The 18,824-nt window shown below is 67.9% G+C and carries 19 protein-coding genes; 9 read left to right on the top strand and 10 right to left on the bottom strand.

All coding sequences use genetic code 11. The features are described from left to right. Positions 1–124 precede the first annotated feature (124 nt). The 3 genes from PJ985_RS14130 to PJ985_RS14140 form a co-directional block, all read right to left on the bottom strand. Entirely contained in the window at positions 125–688 is a 564-nt protein-coding gene (locus PJ985_RS14130; RefSeq protein ID WP_271684094.1) for a dihydrofolate reductase family protein, read from the bottom strand. A gap of 560 nt (positions 689–1,248) precedes the next feature. Next, entirely contained in the window at positions 1,249–2,205 is a 957-nt protein-coding gene (locus tag PJ985_RS14135) for an HAAS signaling domain-containing protein (protein ID WP_271684095.1), read from the bottom strand. Continuing rightward, positions 2,202–2,540, bottom strand: a complete 339-nt coding sequence (locus PJ985_RS14140) for a PadR family transcriptional regulator (protein WP_271684096.1) — start codon at positions 2,538–2,540, stop codon at positions 2,202–2,204. Before PJ985_RS14140 ends, PJ985_RS14135 begins: the two co-directional genes overlap by 4 nt. 369 nt (positions 2,541–2,909) lie before the next feature. Here PJ985_RS14140 and PJ985_RS14145 point away from each other — a divergent pair, with 369 nt between their 5' ends. Further along, positions 2,910–4,163: a hypothetical protein gene (locus PJ985_RS14145; protein ID WP_271684097.1), complete on the top strand. Its 1,254-nt coding sequence runs from the start codon at positions 2,910–2,912 to the stop codon at positions 4,161–4,163. 14 nt (positions 4,164–4,177) lie between these two features. Here PJ985_RS14145 and PJ985_RS14150 read toward each other — a convergent pair whose 3' ends face one another. The 3 genes from PJ985_RS14150 to PJ985_RS14160 form a co-directional block, all read right to left on the bottom strand. Beyond that, positions 4,178–4,885, bottom strand: coding sequence for a histidine phosphatase family protein (locus PJ985_RS14150; RefSeq protein ID WP_271684242.1), 708 nt, complete (start codon positions 4,883–4,885; stop codon positions 4,178–4,180). 191 nt (positions 4,886–5,076) lie between these two features. Further along, positions 5,077–6,039: a Gfo/Idh/MocA family protein gene (locus PJ985_RS14155; RefSeq protein WP_271684098.1), complete on the bottom strand. Its 963-nt coding sequence runs from the start codon at positions 6,037–6,039 to the stop codon at positions 5,077–5,079. A 107-nt stretch (positions 6,040–6,146) separates the two neighbouring features. Beyond that, positions 6,147–8,774 carry a tetratricopeptide repeat protein gene (locus tag PJ985_RS14160; RefSeq protein ID WP_271684099.1) on the bottom strand — a complete coding sequence of 876 codons (2,628 nt, stop codon included), beginning with the start codon at positions 8,772–8,774 and terminating at the stop codon, positions 6,147–6,149. Positions 8,775–9,540: 766 nt separating this feature from the next. Here PJ985_RS14160 and PJ985_RS23360 point away from each other — a divergent pair. From PJ985_RS23360 to PJ985_RS14185, 6 genes are read left to right on the top strand one after another with little or no spacing between them, the layout of a single operon-like run. Beyond that, positions 9,541–9,750, top strand: a complete 210-nt coding sequence (locus PJ985_RS23360; RefSeq protein WP_333909852.1) for a hypothetical protein — start codon at positions 9,541–9,543, stop codon at positions 9,748–9,750. 57 nt (positions 9,751–9,807) lie between these two features. Beyond that, positions 9,808–10,641, top strand: a complete 834-nt coding sequence (locus PJ985_RS14165) for a tyrosine-type recombinase/integrase (protein ID WP_333909853.1) — start codon at positions 9,808–9,810, stop codon at positions 10,639–10,641. Between the two features lie 16 nt (positions 10,642–10,657). Then, on the top strand, positions 10,658–11,011 hold the full coding sequence (locus PJ985_RS14170; RefSeq protein WP_271684100.1) for a helix-turn-helix domain-containing protein: 354 nt from the start codon (positions 10,658–10,660) through the stop codon (positions 11,009–11,011). Beyond that, positions 11,008–11,985, top strand: a complete 978-nt coding sequence (locus PJ985_RS14175) for a hypothetical protein (RefSeq protein ID WP_271684101.1) — start codon at positions 11,008–11,010, stop codon at positions 11,983–11,985. The genes PJ985_RS14170 and PJ985_RS14175 overlap by 4 nt, the downstream gene beginning before the upstream one ends. Before the next feature lie 3 nt (positions 11,986–11,988). Beyond that, positions 11,989–13,434: a hypothetical protein gene (locus tag PJ985_RS14180; protein ID WP_271684102.1), complete on the top strand. Its 1,446-nt coding sequence runs from the start codon at positions 11,989–11,991 to the stop codon at positions 13,432–13,434. A gap of 23 nt (positions 13,435–13,457) precedes the next feature. Continuing rightward, positions 13,458–14,309: a DUF3626 domain-containing protein gene (locus PJ985_RS14185; protein ID WP_271684103.1), complete on the top strand. Its 852-nt coding sequence runs from the start codon at positions 13,458–13,460 to the stop codon at positions 14,307–14,309. A 49-nt stretch (positions 14,310–14,358) separates the two neighbouring features. On the opposite strand, the gene PJ985_RS14190 is transcribed toward PJ985_RS14185, so the two are convergent. The 4 genes from PJ985_RS14190 to PJ985_RS14205 form a co-directional block, all read right to left on the bottom strand. Next, on the bottom strand, positions 14,359–14,691 hold the full coding sequence (locus tag PJ985_RS14190) for a hypothetical protein (RefSeq protein WP_271684104.1): 333 nt from the start codon (positions 14,689–14,691) through the stop codon (positions 14,359–14,361). Positions 14,692–14,934: 243 nt separating this feature from the next. After that, on the bottom strand, positions 14,935–15,459 hold the full coding sequence (locus PJ985_RS14195) for a hypothetical protein (protein ID WP_271684105.1): 525 nt from the start codon (positions 15,457–15,459) through the stop codon (positions 14,935–14,937). Positions 15,460–15,675: 216 nt separating this feature from the next. Then, entirely contained in the window at positions 15,676–16,080 is a 405-nt protein-coding gene (locus PJ985_RS14200; protein WP_271684106.1) for a recombinase family protein, read from the bottom strand. A gap of 97 nt (positions 16,081–16,177) precedes the next feature. After that, a complete protein-coding gene (locus PJ985_RS14205) occupies positions 16,178–17,083 on the bottom strand; it encodes a helix-turn-helix transcriptional regulator (RefSeq protein ID WP_271684107.1) in 906 nt (301 codons plus the stop codon). Between the two features lie 158 nt (positions 17,084–17,241). Here PJ985_RS14205 and PJ985_RS14210 point away from each other — a divergent pair, with 158 nt between their 5' ends. Together PJ985_RS14210 and PJ985_RS14215 are read left to right on the top strand one after the other, a co-directional pair. Next, entirely contained in the window at positions 17,242–18,024 is a 783-nt protein-coding gene (locus tag PJ985_RS14210) for an SDR family oxidoreductase (RefSeq protein ID WP_271684108.1), read from the top strand. A gap of 145 nt (positions 18,025–18,169) precedes the next feature. Next, a complete protein-coding gene (locus PJ985_RS14215; protein WP_271684109.1) occupies positions 18,170–18,400 on the top strand; it encodes a 4-oxalocrotonate tautomerase family protein in 231 nt (76 codons plus the stop codon). Positions 18,401–18,824: the final 424 nt, after the last annotated feature.

The raw sequence follows: 18,824 nt of genomic DNA on the forward strand, positions 1-18,824 counted from the left end.
CACCCGCGAAAAACGCCCCGCCGTCGGAGATCTCCCGAATCTCGGTCTCGCACTCCCGCATGTGTCAGTCACGAGAAGACGTCACCGGCCGGTTGTTCTTACCAGGGCGCGGCGAACGAGCCGGCTAACGCGCCACGCGGTAGCGGAGGTATACGGCTCTCGAGCGGAAGGTGCGGGTCTCGACGAGTTCGAGATCCACCCGGCGCTCGCGTTGGGGAAAGAACGGAATGCCACCCCCCACCAGTACCGGGTTGACCATGGCCCGGTACTCATCGATCAGACCCAACTCGGCCGCCTCGGCGGCGAGAGTCGCCCCGCCGATCGCGATATCGCCCTCCCCCGGCTCGGCCCGCAACCGCTCGATCTCCTCCGCCAGGCCCCCGGAGGCCAAGCGGGCATTGCCCCGCACCTCCGACAGCGTGGTGGAGAACACCACCTTGGGAAGCGGCTTCCAGAGCACGGTCCACTCGCGCGTGGAGTCGTCGAGCGAGGGATCCTCGTCGGCGGTCTCCCAGTACAGCATCGCCTCGTACAGCCGTCGCCCCAACAGGTGCACCGCGATCTGCCGAACCTCGTCGATCCAGAAGCGAAAGACCTCCTCATCAGGCTCCGCCCAGTCGAAGTCGCCGTCCGGCCCGACGATGTAGCCGTCAAGCGAAATATTCATCGAATACGTCACGCTGTGCATCAGAAGACCTCCATGGCAACGAGTGCGACAGTACCGCCGGACACCACAGGACACATCGAGGCTCGCGGGATCCCCTGTGCCGAGCCACCTCACGGGATCATTTCGTAGAGAAAATCTCACTCGGCTCAAACCAAGCGCTGACCTCACCAATCCATGCCACGGTCCGGTACTCACCGCCCATACGCCGCGCGATGTACATCCGCTCCTCCTCGGTGGCAACACAGAATCGAATGACGTCGCCATACCAAGGCAACATGCCCATTGCGGGATGCTCCCCGAACAATAGTCACGCCCTTGCACCACCGAATCAGGGAGGCAGATCGCCGGGCAGCACGCCGAATACCTTGTACCGACTCAACGGGCGCACAGCGGAAGTCACGTCGATCGAGAGTGAGGACGGCGTCGGGGTCATAGGCCCGGCGTTTTTCCATGAGCAATGGATTCACCGGACTCTGTGGCAGTTCTGCCCGGAGTCCGCGGTCCCCGCGGCCATCCCCGCCGGGATCGAGAGCGTGACCCCGGGGGCACGGGTACCGACCGCGCCCCCGGCCACCTGCGCGTCAGCGTGCCGAGCGGAAGCTGCTGACCGCTCCGCTCGCCGCCATGGCCAGGACGATCAGCGCCACACCGTTGTACAGCTGTTCAGGCGACCCGTGGACCTGACTGACGTCGGCGAGGAACGCCGGGTTGAAGAACATCTGCTGGTGCAGGAGCCAGGCCAGCGACAGGGCGAACACCGCCTGAGCCGTGGCGTACAGCAAGGCGAGCCGCATGGTCCAGCCGCGCGCGGCGAGCCGGGCCAGCGAGACCACGACCAGGCCGGCAAGCCCGAGGAGCACTGGCCAGATCCACCCCGACCACAGGGCCGGGTCGAGAACCGCGATCCGCTCGCCCTCACCCTCCGCCCCGTCGGCCCGGTAGGGCTTCGCGGTGTACTGCCAGAGGATCAGCGTGAGCAGCAGCAGGTCCCAACCCACCGTGGCCCAGGTCATGAAGCCCGCCTTGTCGGGCGCCTGCCGGGCCCGGGGAAGGTCGTCGGGCGTCCAGCTCCTGATACAGGTGGTGGTGCCGTCGCGGTGCCGGACCCGTTCGGCGGCCGCGAACGCCACGGTGAGCACCACGAACACCTGGACGCCGACCATGAGGCCGGTCACCGCGCCGTTCCGCACAGCCGCGACCGGGTCGCCGGTGTCCGAGAAGTCCAGCGCAACCAGCACCAGGCTGAGCAGCGGCAGCACCGTGCCCAGCAGGACGGCCAGCAGACGGATGTACGCCGGGTAGAGGTCGGGCCCGATCAGCACCGGCGGACGGCCCCGGTAACGGGCGGCGTACCGTATCGGGTCGCCCATCTCGCTGAGCACCTCGCGCTCTGCCGCCCGGGGGTCGGACGCGTCGCGTCCCTCCACGGTATCGGCGATGGTGGCGCGCAACTCCGCGGCGATGTCGTCGCACTGGTCGGCCGGAAGCCGGCGCACGACCTCGTCCACGTACAGCTCCGTCAGCCTGGTCGTGCTCATCGAATTTTCCCGGTCAGCCGTGCGATGGAGGTGACAAGCTCCTGCCACTCACGCTCCAGCCCGGTGAGGACCTCGCAGCCGTCCGGGCTGGTGCGGTAGAACTTCCGGGGCCGGGATGCGTCGGTGTTCCACTCGCTGGTGAGCAGTCCCTGTTTCTCCAGCCGCCGGAGCAACGGGTAGAGCGTGTTGCCGTCCACGGGGACCCCTGCCTTGTTGAGCGTCTCCAGCAGCGCGTAGCCGTACTCGGGTGTGCGGAGCAGCGTGAGGCAGGCCAGCACGACCGTCCCGCGACGCAGCTCCTGGGCCTGGCTGAGAGTCAGTTCTTCAACAGACACGAGAGACACGGTACTGTGTGACACACACTAATGCCACTTCCCCGAGCCCAGGGACTGCATCCCGTGCAGGGCGAACCGCGCCGAAGCGGTGCGTACCGCGCGGCCGACCCCGTCGCATTGGGCGAGACCGCATGGCAGCCGTCAGCGGTCTTGAGGGGCAGAACGGTCAGTGGCCCCCTCATCCACAGACGTCTCAGCTCTGCAACATCGGCCCGGGCTGCGGCCCGTGCCCTCATGATCGCTCTCATGTACAGCAGGCACGCCCTCCCCGCACTCGCTTCGGGTCCCTGATGAGTTCAGCAACAGCACGCAAGAACAGCGTGCCGGCCACATGGCCCCAGACCCTTTCAGCCACTTCGGGAGCGCGCGATGGACAACGAGATTCAGCTGATCAGTGACGGTGACGGACTGGCGGTCATCGGGAACGCAACGGATGTCGACCGCTTCCTCGACTCGGAGGGGCTGGCGTCGAAGGACCTCGGACTGCAACGGCTCAAGTCCGTCGTCGGTACCGGGGCTGTGGTCGCGCAGGAAGGTTCGCAGGTTGCCGCCGGCTCCGGACGCTGGGTGAAGCTGACGCGGGAGTCGGCACAGCTTGTCGAGAAGTACGGGCTGAGGGAAAGCTCGAAGACGGGTCTCAGCACAGGCGTGGTGAAGGGGCAGAAGGGCCAGATCAGGGGGTTCGTCGACTTCGTGCGGGGGCCCCGATCGCTGCTGACCAACCCGGCGATGCTGGCCAATACCGCAAAGATCATGGCGCAGGTGGCGATGCAACTGACCATGGACGAGGTCACCGACTATCTCGCCACGATCGACGAGAAGGTCGACGACGTGCTGCGCGCCCAGAAGGACGCCGCGCTGTCCCGCATGATCGGAGTGGGCTTCGTCATCGAGGAGGCCATGACCATCCGAGAGCAAAAGGGCAGGGTCGACGAGGTCACATGGTCGAAGGTGCAGGCCGCGCCGTCGACGATCGCAGAGACCCAGGCGTACGCATTGCGTCAACTCGACGCACTCGCGCTGAAGATGCGGAGCGATGCCACGATCGGTGACCTCGCCACGACGGCCAGGGAAGCTGAGTCCACTGTTCGGGAGTGGCTCGCTGTGCTGGCTCGCTGTTTTCAGCTGCAGGACGCCATCGCCGTGCTCGAACTCGGCCGGGTGCTGGACGCGTCTCCGGAGGAGCTGCACGGGCATCGCCTCGGACTGAAGGCTGCCCGGCAGAACCGGCTGGAGCACATCTCGCGGAGCACCGAGCGCCTGGTGGCCAGGATGAATGCGGCCGCGGTCACGGCCAACGCGAAGGTACTGCTGAACCCGGCGAAGTCTCCGGCTGTCGTCCAGTCGAGCAACCATGTCGCGACCGGCGTCCAGGACTTCCACACACGGCTCGGAATGGAATCCGGTTGCCGGTCAGCGGAAGCGAGACGATGGGTGGCCGCGGCCGTGGAGGCGAGAGACCAGGCACTCGAGACAGGTGCGAAGGGCGTCGATGCCGCCAGGAGCCTCGGCAGTGAGGCCCTCGACCGGGCCGGCTCGGTAACGGGCAAGCTTTCCAGCGGGATCGCCGAGCAAGCGCGCCGTCTGCGCGGGGACAAGCAGGAACGCGATGAGAAAGGCTGAGTGAGCGCCGCCCCTCAGCCACGCGCCCGGCCCGACTGCACCGTTCCGTGGGCCCCAGCCACCAAATGGCTGGTCATGCCGACTTCTTCGCGCTCTCCGTGGCGCCACGTCGAGACGCTGGCGTTGGGCACCTGCTCCTTGGGCGGGGCGGCGCCGAGCCCGGCGAGGACGTAGTCCACGCAGACCACGGTCGCATCGTGCCCGACCAGCAGCACCCGCTCGTGGCCTGAAGAGACCAGATCGGCCAGGAAGCTACGGACCCGCAGCGCAACGTCGGCCAGGGACTCCCCTCCCGGTGGCCGGTAGATCCACTCGCCCAACGCCACCCGCCGGTCAGCCTCCTGCGGATCGCGGGCGCGCAGCGCTGCTGGTTGATGCAGCTCAAAGACGCCCATCTCGCGGTCCCGCAGCCGCTCGTCGGTGAGCACGGCGGGTGCCCCCGCTGCCCCCAGGCGGGCCGCCTCAGCGGCCATCTCCTCCCAGGTCTGCCGTGTGCGCCGGTAGGGGGAGCACACCACGGCCTGGGGCACGTCCGCTGCCGGCAGCGCGGCCAGCCACCGACCCAGCAGCCGTGCCTGCTGTCGGCCCAGCTCCGACAGCTCCACCTCGGCATCGATACCGGCCAGCGGCTCTGGGGATCCCCCCTCCGCCGCGGCGGCAAACGCAGCGTTCGCGGTGCTCTCACCATGGCGAACAGCAGCCAGGTACGCGACGTTCTCCACGTCCTTAACCGAAACCACCCCCTCTGCCCACCAAGAGTAGGGCTTGTGCCATGGACTGAGGGCTACGGATCCGGCCTCGCCGGGCCGGTCTTGCGGCCGGTTTCCACCAGCAGGACGGAACCGGCCTGCGAGACCACGGCCCGGCCGTCGTCCCAGCACGGACGTCGCTTACCGCTGCTGAGGGGAGGGACTCAGAGGCTGACATCCCCGGGGGGTGTGGCGTGGTGCAGTTCGGTGAGGGTGACTGCGGTGCCGAAGCTCATGACGGGGTCGGGACGGGTGGACAGCAGGCTTGCGTAGAGGGGCCGGTAGTGCGCGACCTTCCGGGGTGTGAGCCCGTCGTTCCCATGGGTGGCGAGGAGCGTGCCGCCCCGGGCGGTGAAGCCGGTCATGGAGGTGTGGTCGATCCAGATGTCCACGCCGGATTCGCCGAAGGTGAGGGCCGTTTCCTTGCTGCTGGTTCCCGTAAGCCAGCTGGTACGCAGCCGGGCCGTCCCCGTGATGCCGCGGGAGAGGTAGGCGGCGGTGCACCAGGCGCTGGCGCCGTCGTCCAGCTGCTGGGCGGAGGTCAGCGCGGTCAGGTCGACGAACCGCGCGAGTGTGCTCAGCTGATTCACTCCCGAGTCCGTCCAGCTGGAGATGTAGGACGTGAACGCCTGCTCGCCCCGGAGAATGTAGGGGTCGTGGAACGCTGAGGTGATCCCCGTGACGGGTCCCCACTGAGGGTTCTCCGCAATCTGCTCAGCAGCCCAGCGCACCTCGGGGGAGAACGCGAAGTGGTGCGCGACGAACACCCTCTCCTGTACCTCGACTGTCCGGGGCAGCGAACGCAGGTGGGCGAGGGAATCCAGGTCGTGGACGAGTGGCTTCTCCACCAGAACTCGGGCTGAGGACTGCGTGAGTGCCTGAACAGTCAGGTCCGCGTGCGTATCCGTGGGAGTGGCCAGCACGATCAGGTCAGGACGGTGCGCCGACAGCGCGTCCTCCAGACGGCCGTAGTGCGGCGGCTTCGTGCCACGGAACGAAACCGGTTTCGTGACGTGCGGGTCGACGGTGAACTGGATTGCTGCATCGTGCCGTTCGGCGAGAACCGAGAGGTGTGTCTCCGCGATGGTGCCCAGCCCGACGAAGCCGACCTGTACCTGGTCAGTCATGGTCCTGTGCCCTCTCTTCGGTTCTGATGTTCACGTGCTCCGCCTGTCGGCGGCTCGGCCGCGCCAAGGCCGTCGGCCCCGCTGCGGCGCTGGTCCCAAGGGCAGCGTCACCGACGCGTCACCACCGCCGCCCAGCGGCCCAGCGCCGCAGCGGGGCCGTCCACCCATTCGACAGTCGGACGGACCTCCGCAGCTGCGGCGACACCATCGGTCCAGGATGTCACCACGGGCACCCAGTACGTGTTGCCGCCAGAGCTGCGTGTGCGCTCGTCGAGTGCGGTGCGCGCGCGGCGCGCGCTCTGCGCGTCGCCGGTCAACGTACCGAGCAGGGCGTCCGCCACGTCCGCCAGGTTGTGCCCGCCCCGGTAGCCGATGCTGTCCGCCAGGTCCCGGGTGCCGGTGACCGCCTCCCTGGCTGTCCGGTGGTCACCGGCCAGCGCGAAGGCCACCGCTTCGGCGGAGCGGATCTTGACAAGTTCCACGGGGTTGGGCACCAGATCGAGGAGCCGCCGTGCCGCGTCCGCAGCTTCCCCCACTGCGGGGGTGTTGGACGACCAGCAGGCCGTCTGCGCCAGATTGGCGAGCGCTTTGGCCTCTGCCGCGACAAGGCCCTCCTCGCGGGCCAGGGCGATGGCACGGCTGTAGCAGTCGGTAGCCGCATCGAAACGGGCGTTCACCCGCCAGATGTGTCCGCGTAAGCGAAGCCGTTCTCCTTCGTCCGCAGCATCGCGGCCAGGGTGGTCAAGCGCGGTGAGAGCAGTGGCGAAGCGCCCGTTGAGGTAGTCGAAGTCGGAAAGCCAGTAGCGCGCAACAGCTTCGAACTCCCCGTCCAGCAGGGCCCGGTAGAGGTCGGCCGCCTGCGTGTAGTCGCCCTTGTTCCGCAGGGCGTGCGCCAAGTGCACGCGTACCAGTTGTGCCGCCGGGCTACTGCCCGGGACGGCCTCGCCCGCCTTTTCCAGGACGGTGACCGCTTCGGGCGCCCGCCCTGCCCGGCGCAGCTGGACGCCCTTGATCGCCGCCCGGACAGCCCGGAACTCCGGGACCTCCGCTTCGCCGGCGGTCAGTCCTTCGCCGAGATCCGTCCACTGCCCTGCTTCCACCAGCTGTTGCGCCACTCGGACCATCCAGCCGTCGAAGACCCCGTAGGCGCCGGAGAGCTTGAGCCCGGAGGCGAGTGCCTGTGCAGCCGTGGCGCGCCCGGCGCGAGGGCCCAGCCGTTCACCCAGCCGCCGGAGGAGCCGCCCGGCGACCTCGCGACGGTCGCGGTCCGACCAGCCGTCCGCAAGCCTCCGGTCAGCCTCGTGAATGGCGGAGCGCAGCGCCATGTGCAGGGCGTACGGGAGTTCGTAGGCATCATCGTGGGTGAGAAACGGGCGCCGCAGGAAGCGTGCGACGCAGCCGTCCGGCAGGGAGGGCTGCCCGGCTCGCAACAGGTCGGCGTCGACCCGGTCGACGAGCGCCGCCGTACGGACCAGGTCGCGTTCCTCCTTGGGCAGATCTCTGATCGACCGGGTCGCCACAGCGGTGAACGACCCGCCGAAGTCATCGACGGAGGGCTGTCCGCCACGTGCCAGCAGCTCGACGAAGTGTGACACCGACAGGTCCAGGTACAGCGGTAAGCCTTGCCCGCTGGAGATGATGCGCTCGCGCACGGGGGCCGGCATGGCCGGTTCGCCGTCCTGGGTCAGCGCCTCGCGCAGGTAACTGTCGGCGTCGGAGTCCGACAGGTATCCCACGAGGTGCTGACGAGGCTCGGCCGTGTCGTTGCGGAAGTGCAGAAGGGGCCAGCGCTCAGCGCCGGTGAAGTCCAGTTCCCCGGTCGAGCCGCCGTCGGCCCAGTCGATACGGTTCCGGCCGGTGATGACGAACAGCACGTTCGGCATGAGGTAGACGCAGCGCTGCACGAATTTCTCCGCCGTCCGGTCCCCCTGGCCTCCGAGCACCTCGAAGGTGTCCAGGAACACGCACACCTTGGGCCGTCTGCCGTCGCGGGGCAACTGCTGCTCCAGATCCCAGGCCAGGAGATACGGAAAGAACGACAGGGTTTCGTAGTCGGCGTCCGCCTCGACCAGCTCGGCGAACAGCTCGCACTCGGACAGCAGCCGCCCCTCCCGTACCCGGCTCCGGATGGCGCGGTAGGTGCCCATCGCCGCGCGTTGTGCCAGCCCGGTCAGGCCACCGACATCCGCGGGGACGACGTGTTCCACACTCGCCGCGATCTGCTCACTCAGGCCGACGCTCCGAGAAGCCCGCCGGACCGCCGGTACGGAGTCCAGGAACTCCTGCAGTGCCTCACCCGGGTGAGCCCGGGCCCAGTAGGAGGCAAGGGCCAGGTCAAACGCCGGCCACCGGTTCCCCAGCTGCCCCAGTCCCGCGCGCAGGCGCAGCAGCAGACTTTCGATGTCGGAGGCACCGTCCTCCGACACGTCGATCCACACGGAGACGGCATCGTTCCGTCCTTCGGCCCGGGCGTCGGCGAAGAGCCGACGCTCCAGCTCCTGGGAGAGCGTCGTCTTCCCGATACCGCCCACGCCGTAGAAGGTGAGAACGTTGCGACGGCCCTGCACCCGGTCGACGACAGGTGAGGTATCCGCCCCGTCCAATGCGCTGTGCAACCCTGTCAACGACTTCTTGAAGGCCGCGACTTCATTCGTCCGGTTGGTGAACACCTGCTGAGCGGCGACGGTGGACTCCGTGCCGCTCATGAACGCTGCACGCAGGTTGACTCGTGCCATCTGCTCTCCTCGGGCGGCATCGCACGGGCTCCGCGTCGGCGGCGGGCCCATGGGGACCACCCGACAAACCGACCGTACCGTGATCACAGGGCATTCCGGTACCGGCCAAGGCACAGCCCGTGACCGCGGGAGCAGCGCCGGACGTTGTCGGCCCGACTCCGTGCAGCGCAGCCTGGGCCGGCCGTGGGCAGTAGTGTGCGACATCCCCCAAGTTCTCCTAAACCCTGCTGAGCCCTTGTCCCCGTGGCCAGGGTCTTCTGTCTCCTTGGGGTGTTCTTCGAGCCGGTGGCGTAACTTCAGAATTCTTGAAGCGTTCTCACTTCGTCCGATCGATCCGTTATCGGGGTGAAGACGGAGAGGTTCGGGTTGGCACTGGCAGCCGTACGCGACCTGCGCGAGTTCCGCGATCCGATCTCGGCGGAGGAACTGAAGCAGTTCGAGACCGACGTGCTCGCTGGGTTCGTACTCGCGCGGGCCTCGGCAGGACTGGCAGACGGCACCATCCGCGGGGACGTCGGGCACCTGGACCTGGTCTTGGCGTGCTCGGGATCCAGGAGGTCCTCGGACATTCCTGGATCGCCACCACCCTGCGGTACATCAACCCTCGGGAATTGCATCAAACGGGCGAGAAGTCGCAGGTCACGTGGTCACGGCGGGAAACGGAAGGGTTTCTCAGCCTCTACGAACTGGCAGCCTGAGCAGGGGTGTTGCCCAGATGAGCCCTTCTGATGCATGATCTGCTCTCCAGAAGGGATGGCCTGGAGTGGTGCATCAGCGCACGGTGGCCCTGGCTGGGGCGGCCCATATGGAGCTTGTCTCCGGTGTGGTTCAGCTGCGTCCGGAGGACGCGATGTTCGACGCGATGCTGAGGGGCTGGCGGGCTCAGCAGAAGTCGCGAGGGCTGAGAGACGACACGATCGACCCGAGGGAACGACTGATCCGCCGGTTCCTTGAGTTCGCGAACGAGTACCCGTGACAGTGGACGCCTGCTCACCTGGACGAGTGGTCAGCATCGTTGACGAGCGAGAGGCACTTGGCGCCCTCCACAATCCGCAGCTACCAGGGCACCGTTCGGCTGTTTACTGAGCTTCTCATCGACGCCCGCTACGGCTGGGGCACGGCATGCGATGAAGCCTTCGGCGCATTCCCGGTGGCGATCTGCCATGAGTGGAATACCCTCCCTCACCTGCAGGATTACGAAGGCGATCCGGAGGCGCGGCCGTTCACACGGGAAGAGTTGCAGCGCTTTCTTGACTACGCCGACGACCAAGTCGCACGCGCTGTGAAGGCCAAGCGCAAGGGAGCCCTCGCCGCTTACCGGGACGCCACTCTTTTCAAGGTCATCTACGGGTGGGGTCTTCGCCGGACCGAGACGTCCAAGCTGGACGTGGTCGACTTCGGACGGAACGCGCAGGCCCGGCAGTTCGGCCGGTTCGGCACGCTCAACGTCCGCTATGGCAAGGCGAAGAAGGGCCAGCCGCCGCGTCGTCGGAACGTGCTGTCGGTGATGGACTGGGCCGTCGAGGCGGTCGCCGACTACGTCGAGAACGCCCGGCCGAGGTTCGGATTCTCCGACCACCCGGCTCTGTGGATCACCGAGCGCGGGGGCCGCCTCCAGCCCGGCACCATCAACGACCGGTTCGAGGCATATCGGGATGCTCTGAAGCTCCCAAAAGACCTGACTCCCCACTCAATCCGGCATTCTTACGTCACGCATCTGACCGAGGACGGGGTCGACCGCCGGTTCATCCAGCAGCAGGTCGGCCACGAGTGCGACAGCTCCCTGGCCATCTACACGCACGTCAGCGACGACTTCATGAACACTTCCCTGCACAAGGCACTGGCCCCGGCGTTCGCCGGGTCCTGACAGGAGGGATCCGGCGATGGCCGCCAAGCTCGACTACCACTGGCACCTGCGTAAAGTCATGGCCGGCCACGGGTTGTTCTCCACCACCGACCTCATCCCTCCACTCGCCGAACGCGGCATCACCCTGTCGTCGAGCCAGGTCTACCGCCTCGTCGTCGAGCGACCTGAGCGACTGAGCCTCAAGATCCTCATGGCACTGCTCAACATACTCGACTGCACCATGGACGACCTCATCGAGCCCGTCGCGGCGGCCGGCGCGGTGAAGAAGCCGAAGAGGGCAGCCGCCGGAGGCGGCTCGGCGCCCGATACGGAGGGGCTTGGCGGGCTGCGGCCAAAGCGGGCCCGCATCAGGGGTGTTGACCGGCCATGACCACCGCTGACCATCTCGACCTCGGCCGCGCCGTCGCCGACCCGACCGGCCTGATCACCGACCTCGTCGCCGACGTCGAGAAGGAACTCGGCGCGGAGACCATCCGGGCCGTGGTCACCGCGGTCGCGGGCGGCCGCGCGAAGTCACGACGCCTGGCTGAGGCCCTGGCGATGCGGCCCTCCGTCCTTACCGACGGCCGGTCCCCGGCACCCCGGGCCATCGGCGATCTGCTCATCGAGCTCCGCAAGGCCGGCGCCTCGGAGATCTCTCCGCCGGTCTGCGTCGAGTGCGGCAAGAAGCTGCGAACCCTCCAACGCCAGGGACAGGACTGGTACTGCTCGGTCTGTGGACACGAGACCGCTGAGTGCACCGCCTGCGGCACCGTCCGACGCGTCGCCTTCCGGGACCGCAAGGGCCTGCTGCGCTGCAAGATGTGTCCCGACAACGACGACCGCGACCCGATCGACGTCATCTACGCGGTGATCACCGGGATCACCCCGGACGCCGACCGTGACGTGATCGCCGATGCCCTCCACCAGTCGGCACCCCACCGTCCCCACTATCGGCAGAGACTGGTCTGGGCCCTGGAGGAAAACCCTCGTCTGCTGACCGGGGAGGGATATCTCGCGCCGCATCGCGCCATCCTGCGGTTCATCGACTTGCTGCACGAGGCCGGCGTCACCGAGATCGCCCGCCCGGCCTGCCCTCACTGCCACCGGGTGGTGCGCATCGACAAGCCGCTCGACGGACAGCGGGTCTGCCGCAACTGCATCGCCAAGTCCCGCATCGAAGAATGCGTACGCTGCGGTGCTCGGCGCGAACCGGCCACCCGCGACGCCCAGGGACGACCCCTGTGTCCGGGCTGCCTGATCAGAGACCCGGCAAACCGGGAGACCTGCACTGTCTGCGGCGAGTCACGCATGGTCAGTTGCCGCACCCCGGGCGGACCGATCTGCCCGAACTGCCGTCCCTAGCCCATGCTGCTCTGCTCGATCTGCGGCCGCACCGCACCCTGCACACTCTCGAAGCTCGCCGGCCTGCCCCGCTGCGGCGGCTGCGACCGGCGACCAGCTCACTGCACCATCTGCGGACGACTCCGCGGCATCCACTCCGGGACCACCGACGCCCCCATCTGCGGCCCCTGCACCAAACCGGACGCCGAGCTCTGGCGCCCCTGTCCCGCCTGCGGGCAAGCCGAACGGCTGCACGCTCCGGGGCCGTGCCCTCACTGCATCCTCAAGCAGCGGCTCCACGAGCTTCTCGCCGATGACACCGGCGCCATACCCACGAAACTGCAGGCCCTGCACCAGGCCCTGGCCGGCACCGAACGGGCCGCCACAGCTATGCGCTGGCTCTCCGGCGGCATCGTCTCCACCGTCCTGACCGATCTCGGCTCCGGCAACCGCCCCCTCACTCACGAGGCCCTGGACGAACTCCCCGAAGGCAAGGTCGTCGAGCACATCCGCAGCGTCCTCGTCGCCACAGGCACCCTGCCGCGGCGGGACGAGCAGATGACCCGTCTCGAACGGCACGTGAAGGACCTCGTCACCTCCCATGCGACCGTCGAGGGACGGAAGATCCTGCACCGGTACGCGACATGGCACCTCCTGCGTCGGCTTCGCCGCCGCAGCGGCGGCAAGGAGACAACTCACTCCCAGCTCCAGGTCGCGCGGCAACATCTGCGGGCAGCCGTCTATCTCCTGAACTGGCTCACGGGCCAGAATCTGACTCTTGCGACCTGCCGACAGGCCGACCTGGAGCGCTGGATGACCAGCGACGACGTCCGTCTTCGCCAGGAGGCAGGCCACTTCGTGCGCTGGGCCCTCTCCCAGAAGATCACCCGTGATCTCAGCTTCCCGGCCGAGCGATGGAACGGCCCCTCCCAGCCGATGGACGAGGAAGCCCGCTGGGCCACCGCCCGACGCTTACTGCACGACGACACCCTCAAGCCCGAAGACCGCCTTGCCGGCCTACTGTTGCTCCTCTACGCTCAATGGCCCGCGGCGATCTCCCGACTCACCGTCGACCACATCGACAAGACGGACGGAGCCGTCCGCATCCGCCTCGGCGCCGTCCCGGTCGAGCTTCCCGCACCTGTCGCTGAACTGGCCCTCCAACAAGTCGCGGCTCGCCGCAGTCACGCCGTCCTCGGCCGGACAGACTCACCCTGGCTCTTCCTCGGAGGCCAGCCCGGCCGCCCGATCAGTGCCTGGGCCATGGGCGAACGGCTCCGCAAACTCGGTATCCGACTCTCACAAGCCCGCTCAACCGCGCTGTTCCAGCTCGCCACGGAACTGCCCGCCGCGGTCCTCGCCCGCACCCTCGGCATCGACATCACCGTCGCCGTCAAATGGCAGCGAGCCGCAGCCGGCGACTGGGCCGCCTACGCCGCCGACGTCAGCAAACGCGGATGCACACATTGATCAACCTCGGGCACACTGCGCTGATGAACACTGATCCAGCCCCGTCTCCGCAGGAACAGGCCATCCGCCACGTTGCCTCGCTGTCGTCCGGGACCCCGGTCGACCCAGGGTTGCGGGTGACTCTGAACTTTCACCCCGACCGCACAGTGCGCGGTCGGCCGATCTTGGTCGCGTTGGCTGAGGACGGCGCCTATTACTCGCAACTTGTCACAGGCACCAGCAACGGCGGCTTGACGGCCCACCCCGGCGGCGACCGATGGCGCTGGGAGAGCCGGATCTTTGGGGGCGCCTACGACCACGAACCCGCACACCAGCGACCTGTCTACGGCGCATTGGACTTCCGGCGCAAGCCGCTCGGTGGGGCGCCCCGGTTCGGCTCCGCGCACCTTCGGCTGACTGCCGAGACCCTCACCCGAGCCACGTTTTGCTACCCGGACAGCTTCTTCGAACCAACGGCCTTCGGAGTTGCGGCCAACTTGTCCCTCATAGAGCTGGCTGAGAACGACGGCCAGGACGCACTCGACGACTACATCGAGGCACAGGTGCACGGTCCACTCATACTGGCCCGCGACATCGAGGCACTCGTCCTGGACCCGAGCTATCGAGGAACGGACGTGGAAGCCGCCGCCCGCCGCCTGCCATGCCGGCTCGACTGGCACCCGGGACTCCGCCTCACCGTCGAAGAACTCGCCCTCCACCCGGACTACCGCGGACAACAGTACGTCGACCTGGGCGCGGAGATTGCCGTCGACGGCTACCTCAATCCCCGGATCATCGGTGACGCCGCACGCACCGGATTCCATGACCAACAGGCGCTCAAGAAGGTGTGGCACTGCCTGGCACGCTTCGGAACATCCGAGCAACGAAACGCGTGATCAGGCACGCATTCGGACAGTTCCAATACCCGACTCCACCATTACACGTTCAGCAGTTCTCCAGGCTCTCGTCCAGGAAGATATCGACGAGGCCATCGCGACCGCCACCACCCCGGACATCCGGCTCATCATCGCTCTGGCTGCCGTCCACGCGGCACGGCCAAAGATGATCCGCACGATGCAGATGGAGGACGTCGACCTGGGCAACCGGCGCATCACCGTCGGCGGCCACGTCCGGCCACTCGACGACCTCACCCACCGTGCTGTCCTGGACTGGCTCGACCACCGCCGCAACCGCTGGCCGAACACGGCCAACCCCCACCTGCTGAGCACCCAGAAGACCGCCGTCGAACTCGGCCCCGGCCGGCAAGCTCTGGACCACACGGGCCACCCGCAACCTCACCGCCACCCTCGAACGGCTCCGCGTCGACCGACAGCTCGAAGAGGCCCTCACCCACGGCGCCGACCCCCTCCACCTCGCCCTCGTCTTCGGCATCGACGAGAAGACCGCCATCCGCTACGCGGACTCCGCACGGGCCCTGCTGGACCAGGCCGCTGAACAGCCACTCCGGTGAAGTCCGACCAGTACACGCCTTCGATGGGGGAGCATGCCGTCAGGGCAGAGTCAGCAGCCGGGGCAGGTCGCCGGAGACGATGTCAGGGCGAGCGCGGCGATCCGCAGCTCGGCCGCCCACGTCTGTTGGTCAAGCCCCAACGTGTACTCAATGCAGCACCCGCATTGCGGGATCAGCGATACAAACGATCGCTCCTCAACGGTTTCGACCTCCGTCTCCCACCAGTCATCCGTCGCCAGGTCGGCGGGAGCGATTTCCTCATTGATCAACCTCGCCGCCAGCCGACGCAGAGCGTGGCGCCGTGCCAGGCCAGGATCAGGCAACTCGATTTCGGCCTCGGAGAGTACTTGCTCGAACGCGTCGCGGATATCGCGGGCATCCGCGTTGCGAGGCAAACCGGCGAGCTCGCACAACGTCGGGGTGTCCAGCCCGGCCGCGAGTGCCTCGGCAGCAATCATCGGCAGGTCCTCCGGGCGGATCTCATCCGCCTGATAACGGCAGGCCACCTCACCCAGAGACTTGAGGCCACTCCGTGTTGAGGATTCCGGTTCCGGTGTCGTTCCTGCTGTTCTCATGACTCGTACGATGCCAGCATGTTCCCAAGGAGGGTTGCCCAGCAGGCGGTCCGCTCGGCACTCACCCCGCGTGTTCGCCTGAACCTGAAGGTCGAACCTACGACAACACGACAGCCCACCCTCGGGTTCCCGCAGAAAGACCTTCAGTTTGCGTGTACTCACGGGACTAGGCCCCGGACTCCTACCTCAGACACCAGCCGCAAAGTAGCCGGGGGATCACGTGCTCACCGCCGTGGTGCCCTGCTCGTTGTATTCGCGGAGCATTCGCATGACGGTGGCGGGCGAGGAGTGCTGTCCCTTCTTCGTACCCGTGGTGATGACGAGCCGCTTGGCGGTGTCCCGCAGGCTCATCGCCTGCTCGCGCAGATGCAGGGCCATGGAAAGCACGGAGTCGTCGGTGACGCCTGCGCCGCCGATGGTCTTGCCGCGCTTGCGGGCGGACTCGTGGCCTTCGAGAGTGCGGTCGCGGATGTACTCGCGCTCCATCCCGGACATGACCGCGAGCACGGAGAACACGATCCCGGAGGGGTCGTGCGATCCCTTCAGTTCCCCGGTCAGGAACTCCAGCCCGACATCGCTCGCCTTCAGTTCCTCGGCGAGTATGAGGAAAACGGGAATCAAGGGGGTCATCATGAGCCCCGGGCCGGAGAACATATCTCCGTGGAGGTAGGGACCGCCATGCCTTGCCGGGAAGGCGGTCCCCTCTCGGCGGCGCGGGTCAGGGCTGCGATCCGGATTCCGCCGCGGACAACCCCTCCGGTGCCATGCCTTCCGTGATGCCCAGGTCCTGGGTACCTATGACGGACAGCAGTTCCAGTTGCTCGGCTCCTGGGCTTCCGGGCGGGGCGGTGAACCACAGCAGGCGTTGGCGTCCGTCTTCGCTGAGGAGGTTGTAGCAGTCGAGTTCGATGACGCCGAGCGTGGGGTGCACGATCTTCTTGTGGTCCATGCGGCGCACCGCGACGTCGTAGGTGTCCCAGAGGGCTGCGAACTCCTGGCTGCGGCGGCGTAGCACGGCGATCATCTTCGTGACCTCCGCGTCCCGGCCGCGCCTGGCGGCCGCTGCTTGGAGGTCGGCCACGAACACCCGGGAGTGGTGCGGGTGATCCTCGTGCGGGTACCTCTCGCGCGCCTGCGGGTCGGTGAACCAGCGATACACGAAGCTCGCCGCCGAGCCGCGGTGTGCCGGGGACTTGCCGAGCAGGTTCCTGGCCAGGTCGTTTTCCACCAGGGTTTCGTGCAGGTCGGTGATGACGCGCGCGGGGGTGTTGGACAGCCGGTCCAGCAGTCCGAGAAGCGCGGGCTGCACGTGTGCCGACGGTCCGTGCGCTGACGGAGGGCCCGGCCGTTCGGCGAGGCGAAACAGGTGGTCGCGTTCGTCGCCGTTCAGACGCAGGGCTCGGGCGAGGGCGGCCAGGGTCTGGGCCGAAGGCTGCACGCCGTTCTTTGCGCTGCCGCGTTCCAGCTCGGTGTAGTAGTCGGCTGACAGCCCTGCCAGCTGGGCAACTTCCTCGCGGCGCAGCCCGGGGACGCGCCGGCGCGGGCCTTGGGGGAGACCGACCTCGGCGGGGCGGATGCGGTCGCGGCGTGTCCTGAGGAAGGCGCCGAGTAGTGGAAGGTTCACCCCTTCATGGTCGCGCGCGCGCCGAGCCGTAGCCAGGGGGTGGCATCCCCTGGGTAAACGCAGCCCTGGCTAGGGGTGGGGAACCGGCCGATCGTGGATGACGCAGCAGGGCGACGGCGAGACCGCGCCCCGACCCGCATTCACCACAGGAGTCAGTCATGTCCATCCCCACTTCCCTCGACGGGACCGCTCCCCCAGCTCAGCCCTCCGCCTCACCCCGTGTCGCGATCGTCACCGGCGGCTCGCGCGGCATCGGCCGCCGGACCGTCGGGCGGCTGGCCGACGACGGATACGCCGTCGTGGTCGGCTACGCCGGCAACCAGGGCGAGGCCGAAGCAGCCGTGAAGGAGGCCGTCACCAGCGGCGTCCGGGCGATCGCGGTGCGTGCCGACGTCGCCGACGAACACGCCGTCGCGGCCCTGTTCGACGCGGCCGAAGCAGAGTTCGGCGGTGTCGACGTCGTCGTGCACGCGGCCGGGCGGGCACACATGGCGCCGATCGCCGAGCTGAACCTGGCCGTCCTGGACGACCTGCACCGCACCAACATCCGCGGCACGTTCGTCGTCGTCCAGCAGGCCGCCCGTCGGGTGCGCCCCGGCGGTGCGATCGTGACGTTCTCCACGTCCGTGGTGGGGCTAGCCTTCCCGGGCTACGGCGCATACTCCGCCGGCAAGGGCGCGGTCGAGGCGCTGACGCTGATCCTGGCGCGGGAGCTGCGGGGCCGGGACGTCACCGCCAACGCCGTCGCGCCCGGCCCCACGGCCACCGACCTCTTCCTGGACGGCAAGGACGGGGAGACCATCGCCCGCCTGGCTGCCCAACCCCCGCTGGAGCGACTCGGTACCCCGTCGGACATCGCCGAGGTCGTCGCATTCCTGGCCTCCCCGGTCGGCCACTGGATCAACGGACAGGTCGTCCGCGTCAACGGCGGAATCATCTGAACCGCCCGCCCAGCCACCCCGTCGAAGTCGTCTCCGCGGTCGCCGACCGCCTCCGCGCCGACTTCTTCCGCCGCATCGGACTGGACAGCCTACTCACCGCAGGCAGCTCCCTGTAACACCCCACTGAGAGAAGGAACAACCAGCCATGCCTTTTGCGAACTTCAAGGTCCCCGAGAAGACCCTCACCCCGAAGCAGAAGGAGGAGATCGTCACCCGCACCACCGAGCTGTACGTCGAGATCTACGGCGAGCGCGCCCGCAACAACACCATGGTTCTGGTCGAAGAGGTCGCCGACGGCGGCTGGGGCATCGCCGGTAACGTGCTCACCCTCGCCATGCTCGGCGAGGCGGCATCGACCGACACCAAGAACGCCTGACCGCACCGGCCGTCATGCGGCCAGGACACCACCTTGAAACCGAAGGCCACCGGGTCGAGCGTCCGGCCACACGGCCTCGTTCATCCGGGGGCCGGTGAGAGCAGCGAAGCCCTTCCATGTGCCCCCGCACTCGATCGGTCGGCGATATCCGCCGGGGTGCGGGGGCGGGGCACGGCAGCGGTCAGCCCCAGGTCGAGCCGCTTGTCCATGTCCAGGCGGAAGGTGCCCCTCGCGGCGGCGGACCGCGTCCGGCTGCCCGCGGCCCGCTTTGCGGCTGGTGTCCGAGCCAGGACACCAGGGCCCAGTGGTCACGGGCGGCCGCGAAGCGGTCGTACTGGTCCTCTTCGCTTGGGCCGGAGCCCGATTTTCCGATAGTCCCTCCGACGCCGGTGCCCGGGACTAGGATGCTCCGGGTCCGCGACCT

The sequence above is a fragment of the Streptomyces sp. ACA25 genome (assembly GCF_028200735.1).
Lineage (GTDB): Bacteria > Actinomycetota > Actinomycetes > Streptomycetales > Streptomycetaceae > Streptomyces.